21 protein-coding genes are annotated in these 24684 nt (G+C 73.5%); 15 read left to right on the forward strand and 6 right to left on the reverse strand.

Annotated elements, in window-relative coordinates; genetic code table 11:
- Window positions 1–14: 14 nt before the first annotated feature.
- On the reverse strand, window positions 15–905 hold the full coding sequence (locus tag ACZ6H8_RS04480; RefSeq protein WP_464144807.1) for a MurR/RpiR family transcriptional regulator: 891 nt from the start codon (window positions 903–905) through the stop codon (window positions 15–17).
- Window positions 906–1046: 141 nt separating this feature from the next.
- On the opposite strand from ACZ6H8_RS04480, the gene ACZ6H8_RS04485 reads away from it, so the two are divergent.
- Both ACZ6H8_RS04485 and murQ read left to right on the forward strand, forming a co-directional pair.
- A complete protein-coding gene (locus tag ACZ6H8_RS04485; protein ID WP_464144810.1) occupies window positions 1047–3014 on the forward strand; it encodes a glucose PTS transporter subunit IIA in 1968 nt (655 codons plus the stop codon).
- Window positions 3015–3064: 50 nt separating this feature from the next.
- Window positions 3065–3976: an N-acetylmuramic acid 6-phosphate etherase gene (gene murQ / locus ACZ6H8_RS04490; RefSeq protein WP_464144813.1), complete on the forward strand. Its 912-nt coding sequence runs from the start codon at window positions 3065–3067 to the stop codon at window positions 3974–3976.
- Here murQ and ACZ6H8_RS04495 read toward each other — a convergent pair.
- On the reverse strand, window positions 3885–4922 hold the full coding sequence (locus ACZ6H8_RS04495; RefSeq protein ID WP_464144815.1) for an EamA family transporter: 1038 nt from the start codon (window positions 4920–4922) through the stop codon (window positions 3885–3887). The genes murQ and ACZ6H8_RS04495 overlap by 92 nt on opposite strands.
- 39 nt (window positions 4923–4961) lie before the next feature.
- Here ACZ6H8_RS04495 and ACZ6H8_RS04500 point away from each other — a divergent pair, with 39 nt between their 5' ends.
- Window positions 4962–5534 (forward strand): MarR family winged helix-turn-helix transcriptional regulator, encoded by a 573-nt coding sequence (locus ACZ6H8_RS04500; protein WP_464144817.1) that lies wholly within the window; start codon window positions 4962–4964, stop codon window positions 5532–5534.
- Here the strand turns inward: ACZ6H8_RS04500 and ACZ6H8_RS04505 are convergent.
- The gene (locus ACZ6H8_RS04505; protein ID WP_464144819.1) at window positions 5531–5974 is read right to left on the reverse strand and encodes a GNAT family N-acetyltransferase; all 444 of its coding nucleotides are present in this window, start codon (window positions 5972–5974) and stop codon (window positions 5531–5533) included. The genes ACZ6H8_RS04500 and ACZ6H8_RS04505 overlap by 4 nt on opposite strands.
- Before the next feature lie 201 nt (window positions 5975–6175).
- Here ACZ6H8_RS04505 and ACZ6H8_RS04510 point away from each other — a divergent pair, with 201 nt between their 5' ends.
- The 7 genes from ACZ6H8_RS04510 to nagB all read left to right on the forward strand — a co-directional run bounded on the left by ACZ6H8_RS04510 (window position 6176) and on the right by nagB (window position 13724).
- Window positions 6176–7339: an ROK family protein gene (locus ACZ6H8_RS04510; RefSeq protein ID WP_464144821.1), complete on the forward strand. Its 1164-nt coding sequence runs from the start codon at window positions 6176–6178 to the stop codon at window positions 7337–7339.
- A gap of 55 nt (window positions 7340–7394) precedes the next feature.
- Window positions 7395–8660 (forward strand): extracellular solute-binding protein, encoded by a 1266-nt coding sequence (locus ACZ6H8_RS04515; protein WP_464144823.1) that lies wholly within the window; start codon window positions 7395–7397, stop codon window positions 8658–8660.
- Between the two features lie 136 nt (window positions 8661–8796).
- Window positions 8797–9774: a carbohydrate ABC transporter permease gene (locus ACZ6H8_RS04520; protein ID WP_464144826.1), complete on the forward strand. Its 978-nt coding sequence runs from the start codon at window positions 8797–8799 to the stop codon at window positions 9772–9774.
- Between the two features lie 23 nt (window positions 9775–9797).
- On the forward strand, window positions 9798–10622 hold the full coding sequence (locus ACZ6H8_RS04525; RefSeq protein ID WP_464144917.1) for a carbohydrate ABC transporter permease: 825 nt from the start codon (window positions 9798–9800) through the stop codon (window positions 10620–10622).
- Window positions 10619–12049 carry a glycoside hydrolase family 3 protein gene (locus tag ACZ6H8_RS04530; RefSeq protein ID WP_464144828.1) on the forward strand — a complete coding sequence of 477 codons (1431 nt, stop codon included), beginning with the start codon at window positions 10619–10621 and terminating at the stop codon, window positions 12047–12049. The genes ACZ6H8_RS04525 and ACZ6H8_RS04530 overlap by 4 nt, the downstream gene beginning before the upstream one ends.
- Window positions 12046–12954, forward strand: coding sequence for an ROK family protein (locus ACZ6H8_RS04535; RefSeq protein WP_464144830.1), 909 nt, complete (start codon window positions 12046–12048; stop codon window positions 12952–12954). The genes ACZ6H8_RS04530 and ACZ6H8_RS04535 overlap by 4 nt, the downstream gene beginning before the upstream one ends.
- Window positions 12942–13724 (forward strand): glucosamine-6-phosphate deaminase, encoded by a 783-nt coding sequence (gene nagB / locus ACZ6H8_RS04540; RefSeq protein ID WP_464144833.1) that lies wholly within the window; start codon window positions 12942–12944, stop codon window positions 13722–13724. Before ACZ6H8_RS04535 ends, nagB begins: the two co-directional genes overlap by 13 nt.
- Before the next feature lie 50 nt (window positions 13725–13774).
- On the opposite strand, the gene nagA is transcribed toward nagB, so the two are convergent.
- Entirely contained in the window at window positions 13775–14947 is a 1173-nt protein-coding gene (gene nagA / locus ACZ6H8_RS04545; protein WP_464144835.1) for an N-acetylglucosamine-6-phosphate deacetylase, read from the reverse strand.
- A gap of 59 nt (window positions 14948–15006) precedes the next feature.
- On the opposite strand from nagA, the gene argG reads away from it, so the two are divergent.
- The 3 genes from argG to ACZ6H8_RS04560 all read left to right on the forward strand — a co-directional run bounded on the left by argG (window position 15007) and on the right by ACZ6H8_RS04560 (window position 18954).
- The gene (gene argG, locus ACZ6H8_RS04550) at window positions 15007–16434 is read left to right on the forward strand and encodes an argininosuccinate synthase (protein WP_464144838.1); all 1428 of its coding nucleotides are present in this window, start codon (window positions 15007–15009) and stop codon (window positions 16432–16434) included.
- A 213-nt stretch (window positions 16435–16647) separates the two neighbouring features.
- Window positions 16648–17640 carry a hypothetical protein gene (locus ACZ6H8_RS04555; protein ID WP_464144840.1) on the forward strand — a complete coding sequence of 331 codons (993 nt, stop codon included), beginning with the start codon at window positions 16648–16650 and terminating at the stop codon, window positions 17638–17640.
- A gap of 81 nt (window positions 17641–17721) precedes the next feature.
- Window positions 17722–18954 (forward strand): hypothetical protein, encoded by a 1233-nt coding sequence (locus ACZ6H8_RS04560; RefSeq protein WP_464144842.1) that lies wholly within the window; start codon window positions 17722–17724, stop codon window positions 18952–18954.
- Between the two features lie 48 nt (window positions 18955–19002).
- Here ACZ6H8_RS04560 and ACZ6H8_RS04565 read toward each other — a convergent pair whose 3' ends face one another.
- On the reverse strand, window positions 19003–20226 hold the full coding sequence (locus ACZ6H8_RS04565; protein WP_464144846.1) for a 4-alpha-glucanotransferase: 1224 nt from the start codon (window positions 20224–20226) through the stop codon (window positions 19003–19005).
- Window positions 20227–20580: 354 nt separating this feature from the next.
- Between ACZ6H8_RS04565 and ACZ6H8_RS04570 the strand changes: the two genes are divergently transcribed.
- Together ACZ6H8_RS04570 and ACZ6H8_RS04575 are read left to right on the forward strand one after the other, a co-directional pair.
- Window positions 20581–21201 (forward strand): hypothetical protein, encoded by a 621-nt coding sequence (locus ACZ6H8_RS04570; protein ID WP_464144849.1) that lies wholly within the window; start codon window positions 20581–20583, stop codon window positions 21199–21201.
- Window positions 21202–21497: 296 nt separating this feature from the next.
- On the forward strand, window positions 21498–23147 hold the full coding sequence (locus ACZ6H8_RS04575) for a Y-family DNA polymerase (protein ID WP_464144850.1): 1650 nt from the start codon (window positions 21498–21500) through the stop codon (window positions 23145–23147).
- Between the two features lie 68 nt (window positions 23148–23215).
- Here ACZ6H8_RS04575 and ACZ6H8_RS04580 read toward each other — a convergent pair whose 3' ends face one another.
- Window positions 23216–24622 (reverse strand): Nramp family divalent metal transporter, encoded by a 1407-nt coding sequence (locus ACZ6H8_RS04580; RefSeq protein ID WP_464144853.1) that lies wholly within the window; start codon window positions 24620–24622, stop codon window positions 23216–23218.
- Window positions 24623–24684: the final 62 nt, after the last annotated feature.

Below are 24684 nucleotides of genomic sequence, written 5' to 3' on the forward strand. Positions count from 1 at the left end.
GGAACGCGGGGGCGTCAGGCGTTCGGCAGCGTGCGGCCGACGGCTGCGTACGTGCGACGCAGCGCATCCATCGACCCGTCCGCGTCGAGCTGCGCGACGCCGAGGTAGAGGCAGTCGCCGATCATGAGCTGCGCGGTGCGGCTGCCGAGCGCGCCGGATCGCAGCGGAGCCGACTCGCGGGCAGCGGTGCGCAGCACGACGTCGGCGCGATGCGCCAGCGGCGAGTCGTCGTGGTTCGTGATCGCGATCGTCGTCGCACCCGACTCGTGGGCCAAGGTCAGGAACCGCACGGTCTCGTCGGTCGCGCCGGAGTGCGACACGGCGATCGCGACCGACGAGGCGTCGAGCACGGCCGCGGCGGTCCACGCCGCATGCGGCTCCGGCCACTCGATGGCGACGCGGCCGATGCGCGAGAGCTTGCGCTGCAGGTCGACGGCGACGATCGCGCTCGCGCCCACGCCGAAGAGGTCGACGCGGCGGGCGCTCCCGATGGCGGCGACGGCGGCCGTGAGGGCTGCGACGTCGATCGTCGCGGCCGTGTCGGCGATCGAGAGCGACTCGTTGGCTGCGACGCGTGCCACGACGCCCTCCATGCCGTCGCCCGCGGCGACGTCGGGGCTCGTGACGTCGACGGCCTCGATCGCGAGGCGCCCGCGGAGGTTCTGCTCGGCGAGGTCGCGCCGCAGGTCGCGGACGCGGTCGTAGCCGACGGTGCGTGCGAAGCGCACGACCGTGGTCGTCGACGTGCTCGCGCGCGCGGCGATCTCGCCGATCGAGCGCTCGGCGAAGCCCTCGGGGTCGGCGAGCAGCGCGTCGGCGATGCGGCGCTCCGAGGGGCGCAGGTCGTCGTAGCGGGCGCGCGTCTCGGTGAGCACGGCTCGCGTGCTGCGCTGCTCGGCAGCCATGCGGCTCCTCTCGACCGTCGTCACGGTATCGCCGTCGGCACGGGCGGCGCTCGCAGCCATGGCCGTGTATGCAATGTACCTGAAACACGCAGAGTGTGTACTCTCTGTACCTGACGCTCCCATCGACGCGAGGATCCCCCCATGGCCGCACCCGACCAGATCGCCGCCCAGCTGCTGCAGCACCTCGGCGGCGCCGACAACGTCGCAGGCGTCGAGCAGTGCATGACCCGCATGCGCGTCGCGCCGCGCGACCGAGGCCGCATCGACGAGGCGGCCATCAAGGCCACCGACGGCGTGCTCGGCGTCGTCGACGACGACACGTTCCAGATCGTGCTCGGCCCCGGTGCCGTCACCCGCATCACGACCGCCTTCCGCGCTCGCCTCGCCGAGGCCGGCGGCGCGGTCGGCGCCGACGCCGAGGCGCTCGCAGCCCGCGGCGCCGACATCAAGGCATCGCAGAAGCGCCGCAACGACACCCCGTTCAAGAACCTCATCCGCGCGATCGCCAACATCTTCGTGCCGCTCATCCCGGCGCTCATCGGTGCCGGCATCGTCGCGGCCGTGCGCGGCCTCATCGTGAACTGGGATGCCGTCGGCGCCGCACCCGAGTGGGTCGCGGGCCTCATCCCCGCGCTCACCGCCATCGGCTCCGCGTTCTTCGCGTACCTCGCGATCTTCGCGGGCATCAACGCTGCGAAGGAGTTCGGCGGCACGCCGGCGATCGGCGGCGCCGTCGCGGCGATCATCGTCTTCCCCGGCATCGCCGACGTCACCTACACGCTGCCGGTCGTCGGCGAGATCACGCTCGCGCCCGGCCAGGGCGGCGTGATCGGCGCGATCTTCGCCGCGGTGCTCGCATCGTGGATCGAGCGCGGGCTGCGCGGCCGCATCCCCGACGCCATCGACATCCTCGTGACGCCGACGCTCGCGCTGCTGGGCTCGGGCCTCGCGACGATCTTCGCGTTCATGCCGCTCGCCGGCGCCATCGCGACGGGCATCGGCGACGGTGCGGTGTGGCTGCTGCAGGTCTCGGGCGTGCTCGCGGGCTTCGTGCTCGGCGGACTGTTCCTGCCGCTCGTCATGCTCGGCCTGCACCAGGCGCTCATCCCGATCCACGCGACCCTCATCGAGCAGCTCGGCTTCACGCCGCTGCTCACGATCCTCGCGATGGCAGGCGCGGGCCAGGTCGGTGCCGCGATCGCGATCTGGATCCGCCTGCGCCGCAACGCGTCGCTGCGCCGCGCGATCAAGGGCGCGCTGCCCGTCGGCGTGCTCGGGGTCGGCGAGCCGCTCATCTACGCCGTGACGCTGCCGCTCGGCCGCCCCTTCCTCACCGCGTGCCTCGGTGGCGCCGTCGGCGGCGCGGTCGCGGGCGCGTTCAACCAGTTCGTCGCACCCTGGGGCGCGACGGCCATCGGCCCGTCCGGCCTCGCGCTGCTGCCGCTGCTGCAGAGCGACGAGGGGCAGGGGTACGCGATCCTCGCGTACGTCGTCGGCCTCGTCGTCGGCTACGTCGCGGGCTTCGCCATCACGCTGGCGTTCGGGTTCCCGAAGGCGCTGCTCGCCGAGCACGGCGGGCTGGATGCCGAGGTCGACGACGTCGACGACGTCGCGACGACCGTGGCGACGCCCGGCACGCGCATCGCGGTGCTCGCACCCGTCGAGGGACGCGTCGTGTCGCTCGACGACGTGCCCGACGCCGCCTTCTCGCAGCGCACCCTCGGCGACGGCTTCGCGGTCGATCCGACGAGCGGGCGGTTCGTGAGCCCCGTCGCGGGCACGCTGACGGCGATCTTCCCCACGGGCCACGCGTTCGGCGTCACGACGCCGGACGGGCTCGAGCTGCTCGTGCACATCGGCCTCGGCACCGTGGCGCTCGATGGCGAGGGGTTCACGGTGCTGCACGCGGAGGGCGACGCCGTCGAGGCGGGGGAGGCGATCGTCGACGTCGACCTCGACGCCATCCGCGGCCGCGTGCCCTCGCTCGTGTCGCCCGTCGTCGTGCTGAACGGCGACGCGTGGCCCATCGCCGAGCGTGGCGCCGACGCTCCCATCACGGTCGTCGCGGCGTCGACGGCGCCCTCGTCGACTGCGACGAGCGGCGCATGAGCGGCCGCGCCGTGGCCGCCCCGCATCCCGACGACCGCCGAGGAGGCGCCGTGACCGACGACATCCAGACCATCGCCGCGCTCGGCACCGAGGGTCGCAATCCGCGCACGACCGACCTCGACACGCTCGACACCGCGAGCCTGCTCGCGCGCATGAACGACGAGGACGCGACGGTGGCGGGCGCGGTGCGCGCCGTGCTGCCGCAGGTCGAGGCTGCGGTCGAGCGCATCGCGGCGGCCCGCCGCCGCGGCGGTCGCCTCGTGTACCTCGGTGCGGGCACGAGCGGCAGGCTCGGCCTGCTCGACGCCGTCGAGTGCCCGCCGACGTTCGGCACCGATCCGTCGGAGGTGGTCGGCCTCATGGCGGGCGGCCGTGACGCGTTCGTCGTCGCCGTCGAGGGTGCGGAGGACGATGCGTCGCTCGGCGCCGCCGACGTCGCAGGCCTCGACGTGGGCCCCGACGACGTGGTCGTGGGGCTGGCAGCGAGCGGACGCACGCCGTACGTGCTCGGTGGGCTCGCCGAGGCACGCGCCCGCGGCGCTGCCACGGTCGCCGTCGCGTGCAACCCGGGGTCGCGCATCGGCGCGGCCGCCGACGTCGCGATCGAGGTCGACACGGGTCCCGAGGTGCTCACGGGCTCGACGCGGCTCAAGGCGGGCACGGCGCAGAAGCTCGTGTGCAACATGCTCTCGACGGCGAGCATGGTGCGCACCGGCAAGGTGTTCGGCAACCTCATGGTCGACGTGCGGCCGACGAACGCGAAGCTCGTCGACCGTGCCGAGCGCATCGTGGCGGAGGCGACGGGTGCGGATCAGGCGGTCGCGGCGGAGGCGCTCGCGGCTGCTGGCACGCACGCGAAGATCGCGGTCGTCATGCTCCTGGCCGACTGCGACGCGGCGCGCGCCGGCGACCTGCTGGGTGCGCACGGCGGCGACGTGCGCGCGGCGCTCGCCGCGTCCTGACCCCCCCTCCTGGGTGCGTTTCGCAGGCGATCAGGGGTTCGAGGGAAGATACCCCTCGAGCACCCCTGATCGCCTGCGAAACGCAGAGGGGGAGGGGGCGGCGGGAGCGTGACGCGCCGATCGCGACCGCGGCGACCACCATCGCGATGCCGAGCCACTGCAGCGGCGAGAGGTGCTCGCCCCCGATCGCGACGCCCAGCAGGACGCCCGTCGCGGGGTTGAGCAGCGCGAGGATGCCGACGGTGCCGGCAGGCAGCCGCTGCATGCCCGTGAACCAGCAGACGAACGCGACGGCGGTCGCGACGATCGCGACGTACGCGTACGCCGCGAGGCCGAGCGCGTCGACCTGCGGCGGCGCGCCCTCGACGAGCACGGCGAGCGGTGCGAGCACGAGCGCACCGGCCGCGAGCTGCCATGCCGTCAGGTGCAGCGCGGGCGTGCCGTCGTGCCAGCGCTTGGCGAGCACCGAGCCCACCGACCACATCGCGAGCGCTGCGACGCTCGCGAGCACGCCCCGCCCGTCGATCGTGCCCGCCGCCGTCGTCACGATCAGCAGCACGCCGACGACGCCGACGGCGGCACCGACGAGCAGGCGCGGCGTCGGCCGCTCGCGGGCGATCGGCCATGCGAGCGCCATGAGCGCGATGGGGCTCGCGGCCATGACGGATGCCGCGACGCTCGACGGCAGCAGCGTCGCGGCGACGTAGACGAGCAGGAAGAACGCGCCGACGTTCAGCACGCCCAGCACTGCCGACCGCCACCACCACGCGCCCGTCGGCAGCCTGCGCACCACGAGCAGCAGCACGATCGCCGCGGGGAGCGCGCGCAGCGCAGCACCCCAGGACGGGGCGTCGGCGGGGAGCGCCTGGTGCGTGACGACGTACATCGACCCCCATGCGACGGGCGCGATGGCGGTCACGAGCACCCACCGCCAAGTTGCTTCCATGGAAGCGAAAGTACCTGACGCGGAAGGTACCCTGCAAGGGTGAGCGAGCATGCGCATCCACCGATCCGCCCAGACGTCGCCGACCCTGACCGCGAGGACGCCGTCGACGGCATCGTCGCGCAGTGGCGCCGGGAGCGACCGGACCTCGACCCGAGCCCCATCGGGGTCGTCGGGCGCATGCATCGCCTCGGCGACCGGCTGCGCACGCGGCTCGTCGCGCGCTACCGCGACTTCGGGCTCGGCGAGGGCGAGTTCGACGTGCTCGCGACCCTGCGCAGGCACGGCGAGTCGCACGCGCTGCAGCCGAAGGCGCTCGCTGCGCAGACGATGGTCACGACCGGTGGCATGACGAAGCGCATCGACCGCCTCGTCGCCGCGGGGCTCGTGCGACGCGAGGCGGGCACGGCGGATGCGCGCACGCGCACCGTCGCGCTCACCCCGCAGGGGAGGGCGCTCATCGACGAGGCGTTCGCCGCGCACCTCGAGCACGAGCGCACCCTGCTCGCGCCGCTGAGCGACGCCGACCGCGTCGCGCTCGCCGGGATCCTGCGCCGCTGGAGCGTCGCGCTCGACGCCGACCTCGCGCCGGGCGAGGGCGGCGACGAGGGCTAGAGGATGCGGCGGCCGATCTGGTCGCCGAACTCCGTCTCGCCGACGACGTCGAACCCGATGGCGGTGAAGAAGGGGGCGGGGCCGAGCTCGCCGGGCTCCCACACGGCGTAGAGGCTGTCGAAGCCGCGGCGCTTGCCCTCGTCGGCGACCTGCTGCACGGCGAACGTGCCGACGCCCTGGCCCTGCGCGGTGCCGGCGACGTGCATGCGCAGCACGCTGCAGCGGTACTCGTCCTTCGAGGCCTCGGCGTCGAAGTTGGCCATGATGTACGCCACGAGCTCGTCGCCCGAGTACACCACGCGCGTCCACGTCGACGACTGATCGACGTACGCCTCGTTCGAGGCGGGCACGAGGAAGGCGTCCTGGCCGCGCTTGAGCGTGAGGCTGTTCGCGGCCACGGCGTTCTTCGCGTTGAGCTCCTCGAGGCGCAGGTCGTCCATGGCTCTCACGGTAGCCGATGCCTGCATGGGCTGCATCCGACCGTGGGATGACGCGCTGCAGGTCCGGTGCGTGGCAGGGGGGCAGGGGCGATCGGCGGCGGGTCGGGGAGCGCGTCCCGCCCGCTGGACGGATCGCGTCGTGACCGGATCGTGACCGTCGGGCTCTTGCGTCACGTTTGTATGGAAGGTGTACTAACAAACATGGCACCCACGCAGGTCCGCTCCGACGCCGCCGTCGCACTGCCGCGCGACGCGTTCGCGAGCGCCGCACCGAGACGCCACAAGGTGCTGCCGGAGCACGCACGAGCGCACAACCGCACCCTGCTGCTGCAGACCCTGCTCGACGAGGGACCGTCGTCGCGCGCCGACCTCGCCCGCGCCACCGCCCTCACGCGCGTCACCGTCTCCGACCTCGTCGCGGCGCTCGTCGCCGAGGGCCTGCTCGTCGAGCTCGGCACGCGCGAGGGAGTGCGGCCAGGCAAGCCCGCGACGCTCGTCGACCTCGCCCGCGACGCGTTCCAGATCGTCGGGCTCGACCTCTCCGACGCCGTCGCCTTCCGAGGCGCGCTGCTCGCGATCGACGGCACGGTGCTCGACCGCGCCGAGCTGCCCACCGACGGCCGCACCGGCGAGCAGGCGCTCGAACGGGTGCTGGAGCTCGCCCGCATCCTGCGCGAGCGCGCACGCCGCCCCATCCTCGGCGTCGGCGTGGGCACCCCCGGCGTCGTCGACGTCGACGGCGTCGTGCGGCAGGCCCCGAACCTCGGCTGGCACGGGCTCGCGCTGCGCGAGCGACTCGTGGCCGAGCTCGGCGTGCCCGTGCACGTCGCGAACGACGCCAACGCCGCGCTGCTCGCCGAGCGCGGTCGCTCCGACGCCGACGTGCTCGTCGTGCGCATCGGCCTCGGCGTCGGCGCAGGCCTCGCCGTCGGCGGCGTGCCCGTGCGCGGCACCCGCTCCGCAGCCGGCGAGATCGGCCACGTCACGATCGGCACCGACGGCGGTCCCCGCTGCGCGTGCGGCCGCGACGGCTGCCTCGAGGCCTGGCTCGCCGAGCCGCGCCTGCGCCACGCGCTCGCCGTCGCCGATCCCGCCGACCACGACCGCATCCTCGAGGAGGCGGGGCACCGCCTCGGCATCGCGCTCGCGCCCATCGTCGGCGTGCTCGACCTGCCTCGCGTGATCGTCTCCGGCCCCGCCGACCTGCTCGAGGGGACCCTCGCCCGCGCCGCCGAGCGAACCCTGCGCGAGCGCACGCTCGACGACGGCCAGGAGGTCGTCGTCGCCATGACCGTCCACGGCGACGACGTCGTCGTGCGAGGAGCCGCGATGCTCGTGCGCTCCGGAGAGCTCGGGGTCGCGTGATCCCCGTCAGAGCCGGCGGGCCCCACCCGCCGGCCGCCCTAGGAAAGGAACACGCATGAGGAAGATCGCACTCGCGAGCGTCGCCGTCGTCGGCGTGCTCGCCGCGGCAGGCTGCAGCGCAGGAGGCGACGACGGCGGAGGCGACGACGCAGCCGAGCTTCGCGTCTGGCTCGTCGGCACCGACACCCCCGACGAGGCGCGCGAGCTCCTCGTCTCCCAGTTCGAGGAGGACCACCCGGGCTCCACGATCGTCATCGAGGAGCAGTCGTGGGACGGGCTCGTCGACCGCCTCACCACGGCGCTCTCCGGATCCGACAGCCCCGACATCGTCGAGATCGGCAACACCCAGACGCCTGCGTTCACGAGCGCAGGCGCCTTCCTCGACCTCACCGAGCACTACGAGGACCTCGGCGGCGACGACCTGCTGCCGGGCTTCGTCGAGATCGGCTCCTACGACGACGCGTTCTACGCCGCACCGCTCTACTCGGGTGCGCGCGTCGTCTACTACGACACCGCCGCCTACGAGGCCGCCGGCCTCGCCGTGCCCACGACGCTCGACGAGTACGCGTCGAACGCCGCAGCGCTCGCAGCCGCCAACCCCGGCGACTCCGGTCTGTGGTGGCCGGGGCAGGACTGGTACAACGGCCTGCCGTTCGTGTGGGAGCACGGTGGCGAGATCGCCGTGCCCGACGGCGACGAGTGGGATGCGCAGCTGTCGAGCCCCGAGTCGGTCGCAGGGCTCGAGCAGGTGCAGCAGGTGATGTCGGAGGCGTCGCTCGCCCCCGTCGACGCCAACGAGACGAACCCGCAGGTGGGCTTCTGCGACGGCACGAGCCTGCAGATCTCCGCACCCAACTGGGTGCGCGGCTCGATCCTCGCGCCCGCCGACGCCGAGACGCCCGGCTGCCCCGAGGTCGAGGCCACGCTCGGCGTGTACGCGATGCCCGGCATGGACGGCGGCGCAGCCTCCGTCTTCGCAGGCGGATCGAACATCGCCATCTCCGCGCAGACGCAGCACCCCGAGCTCGCGCTCGACGCGCTGGAGATCATCCTCGGCGACGAGTTCCAGACCGTCTACGGCGAGGCCGGTCTCGTGCCGGCGCGCGTCTCGCTCGCCGACACCCTCGGCACCGACGAGGCGGCGCAGGCCTCGACCGAGGCCGCTGCGAACGCACGCCTCACCCCGGCGTCGCCGAGGTGGGCGGACGTGGAGGCCGCGGGCATCCTGCAGGACCTCTTCGTGACGATCGCGCAGGGCGGCGACGTGCAGACGCTCGCCGAGCAGGCCGACGGGGACATCGAGGCCATCCTCAACGGCTGACCCATCCCGAGGTCGTCGACGCCGTCGACGGCCTCGCGGGATGCGTCCCGCACACGATGCGGTCGGCGTGGCATCGCACGCCGCGCCGACCGCATCCGGCCCTAGGAAGGCCGACACGATCCTAGGAGGACGTCCCATGGTGCAGACCCAGGTGCCGACCGCCGCGAGCCCGCCCGGCACGGCCGTCGCCGGGCCGCCGCCCAGGCGCACGCCCAGCCGCGACCGACGACGTGCGGGGGCGCTGCCGTACGTGCTGCTCGCGCCCGCGAGCATCATGGTGCTCGCGATCATCGGCTGGCCGCTGCTGCAGCTCGTCATCCTGTCGTTCCAGGAGTTCGGCAGGGCGCAGGCCTTCGGCCGACCCGCCGAGTGGGTCGGGCTCGACAACTACGTGCGCGTGCTCACCGACCCCGTGTTCTGGGAGGTGCTGGGCCGCACCCTCGGCTTCGCCGCCGTCTGCGTCGCCGTCACCATGGTGCTCGGCACGCTCGTCGCCCTGCTCATGCAGCGGCTGCCGACGCCGTTCCGCGTGCTGCTGAGCGTCGGGCTGCTGCTGGCGTGGGCGATGCCGGCGCTCACGACGACCATCGTGTGGGGGTGGATGTTCGACACCGAGTACGGCGTCGTCAACCAGCTGCTGCGCGACGCGCTCGGCCTCGCGCAGTTCGACAGGCACTCGTGGCTCATCGACCCCATGTCGTTCCTCGGCGTCGCCGTCGTCATCATCGTGTGGGGCGCCATCCCGTTCGTGGCGTTCACGGTCTTCGCGGGCCTCACGCAGGTGCCTGGCGAGCAGCTCGAGGCTGCAGCGCTCGACGGCGCAGGCCCCGTGCAGCGGTTCACGCGCATCGTGCTGCCGCAGGTCGCGCCCATCCTCGTCATCGCGACGATCCTGCAGATCATCTGGGACCTTCGGGTGTTCACGCAGATCTTCGCCCTGCAGGACATCGGCGGCATCCGCGGCGAGACCTCGACGCTCGGCGTGTACATCTACCAGACGGCCATCGCGGGCGGCGACTACGGGCAGGGAGGCGCGCTCGCGATCATCACGATGCTCGTCATCTCCATCGCGTCGATCGTGCTCGTGCGCCGCATGCTGCGGAGCGAGTCGTGAAGGGCTCGCCCGCGTACCGCCGCATGACGGTGCTGTGGTGCGCCGTCGCCGTCGTGATCTTCGTCTGCGCCGTCTTCCCCGTGTACTGGATGGTGAAGACGTCGTTCCAGCCCAACAGCGACGTGCGCACGCCCGAGCTGCAGCTGTGGCCGGAGACGTTCACGCTGCGCAACTACGAGTCGGTGCTGCTCGACCCGGGCCGCACGCCGTTCCTGCCGGCGCTCGGCACGTCGCTCATCGTGACGCTGTCGACCGTGCTCATCGCGGCCGTGCTCGCGTTCCTCGCAGCCGTCGCGATCTCGCGCTTCCGCTTCCGCAGCCGCAAGGGCTTCATCGTCGCGATCCTCGTCATCCAGATGCTGCCGCTCGAGGCGATGATGGTGTCGCTGTACCGCGTGCTCGACGGCTGGCAGCTGCTCAACACGATCCTCGCGCTCGTGCTCGTCTACACCGCGACGGTGCTGCCGTTCACGATCTGGACGCTGCGCGGCTTCGTCGACGGCGTGCCGATCGAGCTCGAGGAGGCGGCGATGATCGACGGATGCTCGCGCATCGGCGCCTTCATGCGCGTCACGTTCCCGCTGCTGGCGCCCGGGCTCGTCGCGACGGGCGTGTTCGCGTTCATCCAGGCGTGGAACGAGTTCCTCATCGCCCTCATCGTGAACACCGACCCGCAGCTCATGACGCTGCCGGTGTGGCTGCGCACGTTCCTCGCGCTCAACGGCACGACGAACTGGGCGGCGATCATGGCGGGCTCGACGCTCATGGCGCTGCCCGTGGTCATCTTCTTCCTCATCGTGCAGGGCCGCATGGCCAGCGGCCTCGTGAGCGGGGCGGTGAAGGGATGACGGCGCTCCTGCACGACGTGCGGGCCACCCTCATGCCCGGGTTCGCGGGCATCACGGTGCCGGGATGGGTGGCCGAGCGCCTCGCGGACGGCCTCGCCTCGGTGTGCCTCTACGGCGAGAACGCGCCCGACGCCGCGACGGTGCGGCACCTCGCCGACGCGGTGCGCGCTGCGGCGCCCCACGCGATCGTCGCGATCGACGAGGAGGGCGGCGACGTCACCCGCATCCACTACGCCACGGGTGCGCCGTACCCGGGCGGCGCCGTGCTGGGCCGCGCCGACGACGTGGCGTGGACGCGTGCCGTGGGGGAGCGGGTGGGTCGCGACGTGCGCGCGGCCGGCTGCACCCTGACCTTCGGGCCCGTCGCCGACGTCAACGTCGACCCGCGCAATCCCGTGATCGGGGTGCGCTCGTTCGGCGCCGACGCCGCGCTCGCGGCTCGGCACGTCGCGGCGTGGATCGAGGGCGTGCAGTCGACGGGGGTCGCGACGAGCGCGAAGCACTTCCCCGGCCACGGCGACACCGCCGTCGACTCGCACCTGGGCCTGCCGGTGGTGCACGCCGACCTCGCGACGCTGCGCGCGCGAGAGCTCGCGCCGTTCCGCGCCGCGATCGCAGCGGGAGCGCAGACGATCATGACGTCGCACATCGTGCTGCCCCCGCTCGACGACGTGCCTGCGACGCTGTCGCATCGCATCCTGCAGGGGCTGCTGCGCGATGAGCTGGGCTTCGAGGGCGTCATCGTCTCCGACGCGCTCGACATGGCGGGCGCATCGGGCGAGACCGGCATCCCCGAGGCTGCCGTGCGCGCACTGGGAGCGGGCTGCGACCTGCTGTGCCTCGGCACCGCCACCGGGCCGGACGGCATGGAGGCGATCGAGCGCGCCGTGCTCGCCGCCGTCGCCGACGGTCGACTGCCCGAGGCTCGCGTGCGCGACGCCGCACGTCGTGTGCGCGTCCTCGCCGCCACGGCACCCGCTCCGCTGCCGCTCGACGGGCTCGTCGGCTCCGCCGCCGGACGGGTCGACGACGACGAGCTCGACCGCATCGCCTCGACGTTCGCCGTCTCCGACGCCGGGCACGCGTGGCTCGGCCGCTTCCACGCCGACGACCGCACCGGCAGCGTCGTGCGCATCGAGCGCGCCGCGAACATCGCAGCGGGCGCGGTGCCGTGGGATCCGTTCCCGGACTCCGTCGTCGTCGAGCCGGGCGGCGTGCCCGCGCTCGAGCCCGGACCCGTGCTCGTCGTGGGCAAGGACCTCGAGCGCGGCGACGCGTCGCGCGCGACGATCGCCGCGCTGCGCGCGCGCCACGACGTGCTCGCCGTCGACCTCGGATGGTCGACGGGCGACGTCGCAGACGTCGCGACGTTCGGTGCGAGCCGCGCCGTCGGTGCGGCGCTGCGCCGCTGGATCGAGCGCGCATGATGCGCCTCGGCATCGACGTCGGCGGCACGAAGACCGCGGCGGTGCTGCTCGACGCCGACGGCGTCGTCGTCGCGCAGCATCAGGTGCCCACGCGGCTCGGCGAGGGCGTCGTCGACTCCGTGCTCGCCGCCGCGCAGGTCGTGCTGCACGACGTGGGCGTCGACGTCGACGGGCTGGAGGGCGTCGGCGTCGGCATCCCCGGCCAGGTCGCAGCCGACCGCTCGAGCCTGCGCAACGCCGTGCATCTCGGGCTCGGATCGTTCGACGTCGGCGCTGCGATCGGCGCGCGGCTCGGCACGCACGTGCTCGTCGAGAACGACGTGAAGGCGGCCGTGCTCGGTGCCCGTCACCTGCTGCGCGCCGACGCCTCCACGGCGTTCGCCTACGTGGGCCTCGGCACGGGCATCGCTGCAGGCGTCGCCCTCGACGGCGCCGTCTGGCGAGGTGCGAGCGGCGTCGCGGGCGAGATCGGCCACGTGCCCGTGCCCGGTGCGACCGGCACGTGCCGATGCGGCCAGACCGGATGCCTCGAGACCGTCGCCGCGGGCTGGGCGCTCGCCGAGCGGTGGGGCGAGCCGTGGCCGGCCGCCCGCATGCTCGAGGCGGCGGACGCAGGGGATGCCGCCGCGGCGGCGGAGTGGGACGTCGTCGTCGAGGCGCTCGCCCACGGCATCCGCATGCTCGTGCTCACCCTCGACGTCGAGCGCGTCGCGATCGGCGGCGGCATGCGCGCCCTCGGCGCCCCGCTCCTCGACGGCATCCGCTCGCGACTGGCAGCGTGGTCTGCCGCGTCGCCGTTCCTCGACGCATTGGCGATACCGTCGAGGGTGCACTTGGTCCCGGCAGGCAGCCAGCCTGCAGCAGTCGGGGCCGCGATCCTGGGGAGCAGCGCGTGGAAGTCGTGATCGTGGCAGGGCCCGTCGAGGTCGGAGCATTCGCAGCAGGGCGGATCGCGGAGGTGGTGTCGGCGAAGCCGGAGGCCGTGCTCGGCGTCGCGACGGGATCGAGCCCGCTCGAGACGTACCGTGCGCTGGCCGCCAGGCGCGATGCGGGGCTCGACCTCACGCGCGTGTCGGCGTTCGCGCTCGACGAGTACGTCGGCATCGCCCACGACCATCCGGAGTCGTATCACGCGGTCGTGCACCGCGAGGTCGTGGAGCCGCTGGGGCTCGACGCCTCCCGCGTGCGGGTGCCCGACGGGCTCGCCACCGACCTCGACGCTGCAGCGGTCGACTACGAGGCGCAGATCGCGGCGGCTGGCGGCGTCGACCTGCAGCTGCTCGGCATCGGTGCGAACGGCCACATCGGCTTCAACGAGCCCACGTCGTCGCTGTCGTCGCGCACCCGGGTCAAGACGCTCGCTCCGAAGACGCGACAGGACAACGCGCGGTTCTTCGACTCGCTCGACGACGTGCCCATGCACTGCCTCACGCAGGGGCTCGGCACGATCCTCGACGCGAAGCGGGCGCTGCTCGTCGCGCAGGGCTCGTCGAAGGCGCGCGCGATCGCCGAGATCGTCGAGGGCCCCGTGTCGTCGATGTGGCCGGGCTCGGTGCTGCAGCTGCACCGCCACGCGACCCTCGTGATCGACGAGGCCGCGGCATCCGAGCTGCGCTTGGCCGACTACTACCGCCACACCGTCGAGCACCGCGGCGTCGTGCAGCCGGGCGCGTAGCGCGCGGGGCGCGGTGGGGGAGGTCGAGCGGACGGCCGAGATCGCCCCCGTCAGGCGAACGGCGGCACGCGCTCGCCGCGCGACAGCACCGCCGACACCTCGAGGTGCTCGTCGAGCACCACGAGGTCGGCCACCCGACCCGACGCGATCGAGCCGAACGCGTCGTCGACGCCCAGTGCGCGCGCCGGCACGCGCGTCGCGGCGTCGATCGCGACCGGCAGCGGCACGCCGGCCGCCACGGCCGTGCGCACCGCGCGGTCGAGCGTGAGCGTCGAGCCCGCGATCGCGCCGCCCACCTGCAGCCTGGGCACGCCATCGGTCACCGTCACGGCGAGCGAGCCGAGCATCCAGTCGCCGTCCGGCTGCCCCGCAGCCGCCATCGCATCGGTGACGAGCGCGACGCGGCCCGGCGCCGCCTCGAACAGCAGACGCACCATGCGCGGATGCACGTGCACGCCATCGGCGATGACCTCGATCGTCACGCGTTCGTCGTCGAACGCCGCAGGCAGCACGCCGGGCTCGCGGTGGTCGAGGCCTCGCATGCCGTTGAACGCGTGCGTCACGATCGTCGCACCCGCATCGAACGCCGCCGCTCCCTGCGCGACGACCGCATCCGTGTGACCGACGGCGACGCGCCAGCCGCGCGCCGACAGCGTCGCGACGGCTGCCACGCCGCCCTCGAGCTCCGGTGCGAGGGTGATCATCGCCAGCATGCCGGTGCTCGCCGCGACGAGCGCGTCGACGGATGCGGCGTCGGGGGAGCGCAGCAGGGTCGCGTCGTGCGCGCCCTTGCGCGACTCGGCGATGCACGGTCCCTCGAAGTGCACGCCCAGCACCCGGTCGTCGCGCGCTGCGACCGCTGCGACGGCGGCCGCTCGCCGCGTCATGTCGTCGAGCGAGCTCGTGACGAGCGACGCGAGCTGCCGCGTCGTGCCGTGCGCGCGGTGGAAGGCGAGACCCCGCTCGAGCGCAGCCTCGCCGTCGTCGAACGCGGCCCCAGCGCCACCGTGGCAGTGCAGGTCGACGAAGCCGGGAGCGATGACCGCGCCGTCGATCACGCGATCCGCGGCGGGTGCGGTGCCGGTGCCCACGTCGGCGATGCGGTCGCCGTCGACGAGCACCCAGCCGGCGTCCGCCGCCAGGCCGTCCGACACGACGCGGCCACGCAGCAGCGTCGTGCCCTCCACGGTCGTGCCTGCGGGGTCCTCGGCGCGCGCATCCACGCCATCGACCCTAGCCCGCGCGTCATCCGACGCATCGCTGCGGGAATAGGCTGGAGGGCATGTCGAAGGTCCTCTCATCCCTGCCCGTCGGCGAGCGCGTCGGCATCGCCTTCTCGGGAGGGCTCGACACCTCCGTGGCGGTCGCCTGGATGCGGCACAACGGCGCGGTGCCGTTCACGTACACCGCGAACATCGGCCAGTACGACGAGCCCGACATCGACGCGGTGCCCGCGCGCGCCCTCGAGTACGGCGCGGAGCTCGCGCGCCTCGTCGACGCTCGCGAGATGCTCGTCGAGGAGGGCTTCGTCGCCCTGCAGTGCGGCGCCTTCCACATCCGCTCCGGCGGCAGGACCTACTTCAACACGACGCCGCTCGGCCGCGCCGTCACGGGCACGATGCTCGTGCGCGCGATGAAGGAGGATGGCGTCGACATCTGGGGCGACGGCTCCACCTACAAGGGCAACGACATCGAGCGGTTCTACCGCTACGGCCTCCTCGCCCACCCGGCGCTGCGCATCTACAAGCCGTGGCTCGACGCGAAGTTCGTCGAGGAGCTCGGCGGCCGCTCCGAGATGTCGGCGTGGCTCGTCGAGCACGGGTTCGGCTACCGCGACTCCGCCGAGAAGGCGTACTCGACCGACGCGAACATCTGGGGTGCGACGCACGAGGCGAAGGACCTCGAGCAGCTCGACGCCTCCGTGCTCATCGTCGAGCCGATCATGGGCGTCGCCTCGTGGCGCGACGACGTCGTCATCGCCACCGAGGACGTCACGATCGGCTTCGAGGCGGGCAGGCCCGTGACGGTGAACGGCGTCGAGCTGGGCCCCGTCGCGCTCGTCGACGAGGTGAACGCCATCGGCGGCCGCCACGGCATCGGCGTCTCCGACCAGATCGAGAACCGCATCATCGAGGCGAAGTCGCGCGGCATCTACGAGGCACCCGGCATGGCGCTGCTGCACATCGCCTACGAGCGCCTCCTCAACGCCATCCACAACGAGGACACCGTCGCGACCTACCACGCAGAGGGTCGCCGCCTGGGCCGCTACATGTACGAGGGTCGCTGGCTCGACCCGCAGTCGCTCATGCTGCGCGAGTCGATCGTGCGGTGGGTCGCGTCGTCGATCACCGGCACCGTCACGCTGCGTCTGCGCCGCGGCGAGGACTACACGATCCTCGACACCACGGGCCCGTCGCTGTCGTACCACCCGGAGAAGCTGTCGATGGAGCGCGTCGGCGACGCCGCGTTCGGCCCGACGGAGCGCATCGGCCAGCTCACGATGCGCAACCTCGACATCGCCGACTCCCGCCAGCGCCTCGAGCAGTACGCGGCCGCAGGCCTCGTGACGGGCGAGACCGCTGCGCTCATCGGCGACCTCGAGCCCGGCGGTGCCGCGCAGATCGCCAGCGGCGGCTCCGCGACGGACGCCGACCTCGACTCGTTCGACGAGGCGGGCGAGCGCGCGGCGTTCGACTCCGGCACCGACTGACCCGGCGGGTCGCCGCGGGCAGGCGACCATCGCACCCGAGCGCGCCTTCGGCCGTCAGGCCGCGACGCCATGCGCCCATGGCGGCGCGGGGCAATCCGATCCGGGCTCGACTCCGAACGTGCGCGCGTGTACTCCTCCCGTCCGCGCCGCGCAACGGCATGGACGCCTCGTCACCTGAGGTGTGCACTGCTCGGAAGCCACTGGGGGTGCGCGATGGACGCGAAGGGATCGGTCGTCGACCGCTCACGCGTGCTGCGCCTCGCCCTCCTCAGCCTCGCCGCAGGCGGTGCAGCCGTCGTCGCAGGCATGCTGCTCGGTGGCTCCCAGGCCTCCGCGTCCGACGGGTCCGGCCTGCTCGACGACGTGCTCGGCGGCACGACGCAGTCGCTCGTCGACACGACGGATGCGCTGGGCGACGCCGTGACGCAGACCGTCGCGACGGTCGTGCCGGTCGCGGCGCCCGTCGTCGCGGCCGCGGCTCCCATCGTCGAGCCGGTCGTCGCTCCCGTGACGCCGGTCGTGCACCAGGTCGCCGCCCCGGTCGTGCAGGTCGTGGATGCGGTGCCGACGCTCTCGAGCGTCGTGACGCCCGTCGCCGCGCAGCTCGACGACGTCGTGGCGGCCGTGCCCGTCGTGCGCGATCTCGTCACCCAGCCCGTCGGCACCGTCGTCGTGCCGGTCGTCGGCATCGTCGACGACGCGCTCACGGGTGCGACCGACGCCGTCGGCGAGGCGCCCGGCGTCGGCGCGAGCCCGAGCGAGCCGCCCGCGGACGTCGCGCCGATCCCGGGGCCCGACGACGCATCCGAAGGCGCCGAGCTCGCTGTCGCCGCCGTCTCCGATGCGTCCGCCATGGCGGCGGACCTCGCTGCATCGTCGCTCTCGGAGCGCGCAGGCGTCTCGACCGCAGCCGGTGCTGCGGTCGCTGCCCCCAGTGCCGTCGCGCCCCCTTCGGTCGCGGGTGCCGTGACCATGGCGGGCCAGCTGTCCGGCGGCGCCGCCGGGGGCGCTCCCGCGCCCGCGCCCGCGCCCGTCGACGAGCGCGGCACCGTCGCACCCACCGCGACGACGGCCGCGCCTGGCGCGCCCGTCGCCGACGCGACCCACGACTCCCACCGCTCCGCCGCCGCCCTCCGCGGCGCGCTCGCCGGTGACGACCTGCTGCCCGCCTCCGTGGTGGGCGACCACGACTCGAGCCCTGACTGACGGATGCTGCGCCGCCACCGTGCGGCCACGCGCCCAGCTCCATCCGGAGCGGGCGAAGCACATCCTTCAGAAGGGTTCATCATGAACAAGCATGTGATGCGAGGGCTGCTCTGCACAGCCGTCGCGGGCGGCCTCTGGGCCGCAGGCACGGCAGTCGCCAGTGCCGCAGACGTCGACGAGGGGTCGGGTCTGCTCGACGCCGGCTCGTCGGCGGTCGACCTCCTCCTGCCCGTGACGGTCACGGGCAACGCGGTGGGTGGCGACGACGCCACCACCACCGGCGCCGAGTCGTCGGTCGCGGCACCCGCCGCCGCCGTCCCGGCAGCCACCGAGGGGTCGTCCGACTCCGGTGGCCTCCTCGGCGGTCTCTCCTCGGCCGTGGTCGTGTCGGTGCCCGTCACGGTCACGGGCAACGCGGTCAGCGTCCTCGGCGACGCGACGAGCGAGGATGCGGCCGCCACGGTCGCAGCACCCGCCGTGGCGACCTCGGAGGGTTCGGGAGGCTCGAGCGAGTCGACCGCATCCGACGGGGCGTCGGCCGTGGCCGTCTCGGCGCCGGTCACCGTGACGGGCAACGCCGTCTCGGTGCTCGGCGACGCGCACTCCGATGGCGCGACCTCGACGGTCGCGGCGCCCGCCGCCGCGACCTCGGCGGCAGGCTCGGACTCCTCGGGGTCGGAGTCGTCCGGCTGGGGCGACGATGAGGGTCTGCTCTCGGGTGGCTCCTCGGCGATCGGCGTCTCGGCGCCGGTGACGCTGACGGGCAACGCGGTGTCGGTGCTGGGTGACGCGCACTCGGAGGGTGCGGTCTCGACGGTCGACGCTCCTGCGTCGGCCACCTCGAACGGCTCGACGGGTCTCGACGGACTGCTCTCGGGCGGCACGTCGATCCTCGAGATCGAAGCCCCGGTCACCCTGACCGGCAACGCGGTGTCGGTGCTGGGCGACGCGGTCTCGACGGGTGCGACGAGCACCGTCATCACCGACCCACCCACCACGCCGACGGTGCCCACCACGCCGACGGTGCCCACCACGCCGACGGTGCCGACGACTCCGGGCACGCCCGGGGTCGACGCCCCCTCGCCCGGCGGCCCGGGGACGAGCGTCCCGACGACGGGTGGCTCGACGCCTGCAGCCACCGCGCCGAACCCCGCCAAGGCTGACGCTCCTGCGTCGGCCGGGGCCCCGACGTCGGCATCGCTGCCGGTGACGGGTGCCGAGGCGGCCGGTCTCGGCCTCGCGCTCGTCGCGATGCTGCTCGGCCTGCTGCTCATGCTGGGTGCGCGCATGCGCACGCGGCTGCTGCGCAGCTGATCCCATCGATGGTCGGTGGTGCGGGCGAGGGGCCCGCACCACCGTCCGTCACGCTCGGCCGGCTGCCGTCGTGATGGCGCGCAGCCGGCTCGCGTGCGCGCTCGTGAGGGCGCCCGCATCCATGCGCCAGCCCCATGTCGACGCCGTGCCCGGCGTGTTCATGCGCGCCTCGGAGCCGAGGCCGAGCACATCCTGCGCCTGCGCCATCGCGAGCCTGCTCGGCCCGTGCTGCGCGATCTCGATGAGTCCCCACGAGGGTTCGCGACGTCGCGTCGACCAGCGTGCGCCGGCATCCCGCATCGCTCGCCGCGCGGCACGACGACGCGACCGAGGCAGCGTCTCCCACCAGCCTGCGACCGTGTCGTTGTCGTGGGTGCCGGTGTAGACGACCTGCTCCCTGGTGAGGTTGGCGGGCTCGTGCGGGCTCGTCGCGTCGCCTTCGAACGCGAACTGCAGCACCGCCATGCCTGGGAACCCGAGGGCGTCGCGCAGCTCGAGCACGGGTGCGTCGATGTCGCCGAGGTCCTCCGCGAGCACGGGCAGCGGGCCGAGCGCCGCGGCCGCGGCGTCGAACATCGCGCGGCCAGGGCCCGGCTCCCACGCGCCGCGCTCGGCGGTCGTGTCGCCAGCCGGCACCGCCCAGTAGTCGCTGAAGGCGCGGAAGTGATCGATGCGCACGAGGTCGTACAGGTCGAACGTGCGACGCAGCCGCTCGATCCACCACCGGTGGCCGTCGGCGGCGAGCGCGTCCCAGTCGTACAGGGGGTTGCCCCACAGCTGGCCCGTCGCGGCGTACGCGTCCGGGGGCACGCCGGCGAGCGCGTCGTCGCGGAAGTACTCGGGCCACGCTGCGACGTCGGCGCCGCCCTGCGCGACGTAGATCGGCACGTCGCCGAGGATCTGCACGCCGCGCTCCCTCGCGTACGCGCGCAGCGCGCCCCACTCTCGGTCGAAGCGCACCTGGTCGGCGAGGTCGCCACCGTGGGCGACCCACGACGGTGCCCAGTAGGCGTGCTCCTCGGCGAACGCCCGCACCTCGTCCTGATCGACGGGTGCATCGGGGTGCTCGAGCAGGGCCGGGCTCGCCGCGAACGCCGACGGCGACGCGTACGGCGAGCCGAACGCGTCGGGCACCGTGAGGGGCAGCACCTGCCACACGGTCTGGCCGGCCTCGGCGAGCCAGTCGACGAAGTCACGGGCGGACGCGCCGAGGCGTCCCTCGGGCAGGGAGGTCAGGTGCAGCTGGATGCCGCTCGCACGATCGGGGAGCACGCTGAAGAGCCTGGCAGACCTGCCGCGTCGCCGTGCGGGGTTGCGGTCGGTGGCGCATGGCATCGACGGAGGGGCTCTGCATCGATCGTCATCGGTCACCGCTGACGTCTGCGTGGTCAGGAGATGCAGCCGAAGGGGCTCCGAGGCTGCACCTGCTGACCACTGTTCGCGGGGTGTCGGCGGCGGGGTGGATGCTTGCTCGAGACGCCCACCGGCGTGCGATGCCGTGCGCATCCGGGGCCGAGAGCCGGTGCTGGAGTCGAGCGGGATCGCAGCGGAACCGCAGCAGATCCGTCGCGGGAGACACGCCGCGTCGGCTTGACCGTATTCGAACATACGTTCGATCATGGATGCGTGACGATCCCAGACCTCGACCGCGGCAAGGCCGCGACGATCGAGGCGCTGCGCTCGCGCATGCGCGGCATGGAGTCGACCGCCGTCGAGGTCGTCGGCCTCCCGACGCCCGCTGCGCTGCACCGTGTGCTGCCCGCATTGCGGGTCGGCGGCGTGCACGCCGTCGACTCCCGGTCGCTCGCGCTGCAGATGCTCGCGGCGGCGATGCCGGCGGGCGGATGGGGCGCGATCGTCGGCCTCGCCGACGTCGGCGTGGAGGCGGCTGCCGATGCAGGCGTGCCTGTCGACCGCGTCGTGCTCGTGCCGCAGCCGGGGGAGGCGTGGGCGAGCGCCGTCGCCGGGTTCGCCGAGGTGCTGCCCGTCGTGCTCGCCGCACGTCCTGCCAGGCTCGCCCCGGCCGAGGCGGCGCGCCTCGCGGCACGCGTGCGCGGTGCAGACGGCTGCCTGCTCGTGCTGGGCGACTGGCCGCAGCCGGCGAGCCGCATCCGCACCCTCGGAGCCTCGTGGGGCGGGGCCGACGACGGGCTCGGCCGCATCCGCACCGCACGCCTCGAGGTGGAGGTGTCGGCGGGCGACCGCGTGCCGCGTCGCGCGGTCGTCGACCTCGGGGGTGCGCGGTGAGGTCGACGTCGGTGGGATGCAGCGCCCTCGATCGAACCGATCGACCACGTTCCGAGGTGCGCTTCGTGGGGGGGGGGGGGGGGGGATGCGGCTCCTTCCGCATCCGAGCGCACCAAGCGCACCTCGGGAGGCGTGCGCGGCGTCCCCTGCGATCGCCCGCGTTCCGAGGTGCGGTTGCTGCGTTCAGGTGCCGTTGCAACCGCACCTCGGTGCAGCAACCGCACCTCGGAATCACGAACCGCACCTCGGTGCAGCAACCGCACCTCGGAATCACGAACCGCACCTCGAGGGGCGTCGTGAGCGTCAGGCGCGTCGCCGTCGTGCGCGTGCCCGACTGGTCGGTCGAGGTCGCGCGCGCCGCGGGCGAGCTGCCTGGCGGGGTGCCCGTCGCGACGACGCACCTGCACCGCGTCGTCGCCTGCGACGACCTCGCGCGTGCGGCTGGGGTGCGCGTGGGGCAGCGGGTGCGCGACGCGCAGTCGGGTGCGCCCTCGCTCGTGCTCGCGGATGCCGACGCCGTGGGCGAGGTGCTCGCGTTCGCGCACGTCATCCGCGCGGTCGAGGGCGTCGTGCCAGGCGTGCAGGGTCTCGGGGATGGCGCGCTCGCGCTGCCGATGCGCGGCGCGGCCCGCTTCTACGGCGGCGAGCGAGAGGCGGTCGCGGCGATCGTCGCCGCGCTCGCACCGCTCGGCCTGCGCGTGCGCGTGGGGGTCGCCGACGACCGGTTCACGGCGGAGCTCGCCGAGCGCGCCGCGGCTGCGGAGCCTGCGGCGCCGCGCGAGGTGATGCTGAGCGGGCGACCACGTGCACAGGACACGCGAGGTGCCGCTCAGCGTCACCTCGTGCAGCGCACGGACTCCCAGGCGGATCCCGATGCCGCAGCCGCCCACCAGATCCCACCGCAGCCCACGCCCATCCGCATCGTCGAGCCGGGCGCCTCGCGCGCGTTCCTCGCACCCGTGCCGGTGACGGTGCTCGGCGACGAGCTCGCAGGCATGCTGCTGCGCCTGGGCCTGCGCACCCTCGGCGACCTCGCGGCCCTGCCGGATGCGAGCGTGCGCGACCGGTTCGGCGCAGAGGGGCTGCGCGACCTGCAGCGCGCCCGTGGTCTCGACGACCGCCGGGTCGAGCCGGGCTCCGAGCATCCGCCCGACGCGCTCGCGCTCGAGTTCGAGCCGGGCATCGAGGGCGGCGAGGAGCTCGGGTTCGCGGTGCAGGCGAGAGCGGATGCGTACGTCGCCGAGCTCGCCGCACGCCGCCTCGTCGTCGCCGAGGTGCGCATCCTGCTGCGTGCCGACCTCGGGGGCATCAGCGAGCGCACGTGGCGCAAGCCGGGGTTCTTCCGCGCGCGCGACGTCGTCGACCGCGCCAGGTGGCAGCTCGCCGAGAGCGGCCTCGACAGCGCGCTCGTCGAGGTGCGCATCACGCCCGAGCGGCTCGAGCGCGACACCGACCACATGCCCGGCCTCTGGGGAGGGCGAGGCGTCGACGAGCGCACGCGCGGCGTCATCGAACGGCTGCAGGGCGTGCTGGGGCGCGAGGGCGTCGTCGTCGCGAGCCTCGGCGGCGGGCGTCTGCTCGCGGAGCGGGGGGTGCTCACGCCGTGGGGGGATGCGGTGGCCGAGCCACGCGATGGTCCGTGGCCGGGGTCGCTGCCCGAGCCGCGTCCCGCGACGGTGTTCCGCCCGCCGCAGTCGGTGACGCTGCTCGATGGCGACGGCTCGAGCGTCGTCGCCGACGAGCGCATCCGCCCGCCCGTGTGGTTCCGGTCGCCGACGGGTGAGCGGCGTCGCGTGGCGGCGTGGGCGGGCCCCTGGCCGGTGCGCATGCGGTCGGGGGCGCTCGTGGAGTCGTTCGCGCGCATCCAGGTCGTCGATGGCGCGGGGGATGCGTGGGTGCTGCTGGGCGGCGACGCGGGATGGCGTGCGGAGGGGCGGTACGACTAGCGCCCGTGCGTCGTCGCGACGACGCCCCGCGGCCCATGGGGACGCGGGGCGCCGGCGCGCGAGGAGCGTCAGAACAGGTTGATGAGCCCGAAGACGCCGACGGCGATGATCGCGATCGCCGACACGACGAGGTACATCGTCGTGATGCGGCCGTCCTTGATGCGGCGGTCGGTCTGCGTGAACGACAGGTACACCGTCGCGATCGCGACCGCGATCAGGTAGAACGCGTTGAGCGTGCCGCCGATGAGGATGAGCGCGAGCGGCGCGTTCACGACGACGCCGAGCACACCCCACAGCACGGGCATGACGATCATCATGATCCGCAGCCACCGGGCGCGCATCCGGGCGTCGCTCCAGTCGAACGCGCCGAAGATCGCGAACGCCGCGACCGTGAGGCGCGACAGGCTCGGCACGTTCGCGAGGATCGTCTTGTAGAGGGTGATCGCCGCGAAGACGAGGAACGCGACGCCCGCCCACGGGCCGAGCGTGTCGGAGAAGATGCGCGAGATCGTCGTGAGCACTTCGTTGCCCTCGGGCACGAGGCCCTGCGGGTGCAGCACCGCGGCGCCGAGCACGTAGAACGCGGCGGTCGAGATCGTGTAGACGACCCACGCGACCCACGCATCCATCTTCATGACCGAGATCCAGCCGCGGGCGCGCTGCACCCACGCCTCGGAGCCGTCGTTCGGGCCCGTCCAGGCGGCGTAGCCCTTCTCGACGCACCAGAACGAGTAGCTCGTCACCTCGCCGGCGCCGACGCCCGTGAGCCCGAACATCGAGATGGCGACGCCGACCGCGCCGAGCGCGAGCTGGAAGGTGAGGCCCGAGCCGACGTCGGCGCCATCCCACGCGAACGGCGTCGCCTGGATGCCGAACACGAGCACGACGGCGGCGGCGGTCACGAGCACGACGAGCACCGTCGACACGCGCTCGACGATCGAGTAGCGGTTGGCGATGTGGATCGCGACGGCGGCGACGACGAGCAGGGCGACCCAGAAGCCGATGGATGCGGCGCTCGCGGGTGGGCCGAGCACGGGCATGAGGATCGACAGCGCGAGCCCGCTCGTGGCGATGACGCCTGCCTGGCTCGTGACGAACTGCAGCACCATGAGCACCGACAGGTACGAGATCCAGCTGCGCTTGAAGATGCGCGGCGGCACGAGGTCGTAGCCGAACAGCGCCGGCTTGCCGGTGGAGATCGTCCACCTGGCGAGCTCGATCTGCACGGCGACCTTCACGAACGTCGACACGAACACGAGCCACAGCAGCATGAAGCCGACCTGCGCGCCGAGCGTCGTGGCGGTGATGAGCTCGCCGCTGCCGACGATGGCGGCGCTCGTGATCATGCCGGGGCCGAGGAGGCGCATGCTGGCGCGCCATCCCTTGGGCGGATCCTTGATCTTCGACGGGTCGAGGACGTACGGGTCGCCTTCGACGATCGTGTCGCCAGCGCGAGACGGTGGGGTCTCGGTCATGGTCGGCTCCTTTGCCTGAGTGGAGGTGGTGCGGCGGTCAGTCGCCGACGGTCGTCGGCGCG

The sequence above is a fragment of the Agrococcus sp. AC640b genome, assembly GCF_979255995.1.

Coding starts and splice junctions, on each gene's coding strand:
- ACZ6H8_RS04480 (WP_464144807.1), bottom strand. CDS start 905: ATGGCTGCCGAGCAGCGCAGCACGCGAGCCGTGCTCACCGAGACGCGC.
- ACZ6H8_RS04485 (WP_464144810.1), top strand. CDS start 1,047: ATGGCCGCACCCGACCAGATCGCCGCCCAGCTGCTGCAGCACCTCGGC.
- ACZ6H8_RS04495 (WP_464144815.1), bottom strand. CDS start 4,922: ATGGAAGCAACTTGGCGGTGGGTGCTCGTGACCGCCATCGCGCCCGTC.
- ACZ6H8_RS04505 (WP_464144819.1), bottom strand. CDS start 5,974: ATGGACGACCTGCGCCTCGAGGAGCTCAACGCGAAGAACGCCGTGGCC.
- ACZ6H8_RS04510 (WP_464144821.1), top strand. CDS start 6,176: ATGGCACCCACGCAGGTCCGCTCCGACGCCGCCGTCGCACTGCCGCGC.
- ACZ6H8_RS04515 (WP_464144823.1), top strand. CDS start 7,395: ATGAGGAAGATCGCACTCGCGAGCGTCGCCGTCGTCGGCGTGCTCGCC.
- ACZ6H8_RS04520 (WP_464144826.1), top strand. CDS start 8,797: ATGGTGCAGACCCAGGTGCCGACCGCCGCGAGCCCGCCCGGCACGGCC.
- ACZ6H8_RS04525 (WP_464144917.1), top strand. CDS start 9,798: ATGACGGTGCTGTGGTGCGCCGTCGCCGTCGTGATCTTCGTCTGCGCC.
- ACZ6H8_RS04530 (WP_464144828.1), top strand. CDS start 10,619: ATGACGGCGCTCCTGCACGACGTGCGGGCCACCCTCATGCCCGGGTTC.
- ACZ6H8_RS04535 (WP_464144830.1), top strand. CDS start 12,046: ATGATGCGCCTCGGCATCGACGTCGGCGGCACGAAGACCGCGGCGGTG.
- argG (WP_464144838.1), top strand. CDS start 15,007: ATGTCGAAGGTCCTCTCATCCCTGCCCGTCGGCGAGCGCGTCGGCATC.
- ACZ6H8_RS04555 (WP_464144840.1), top strand. CDS start 16,648: ATGGACGCGAAGGGATCGGTCGTCGACCGCTCACGCGTGCTGCGCCTC.
- ACZ6H8_RS04560 (WP_464144842.1), top strand. CDS start 17,722: ATGAACAAGCATGTGATGCGAGGGCTGCTCTGCACAGCCGTCGCGGGC.
- ACZ6H8_RS04580 (WP_464144853.1), bottom strand. CDS start 24,622: ATGACCGAGACCCCACCGTCTCGCGCTGGCGACACGATCGTCGAAGGC.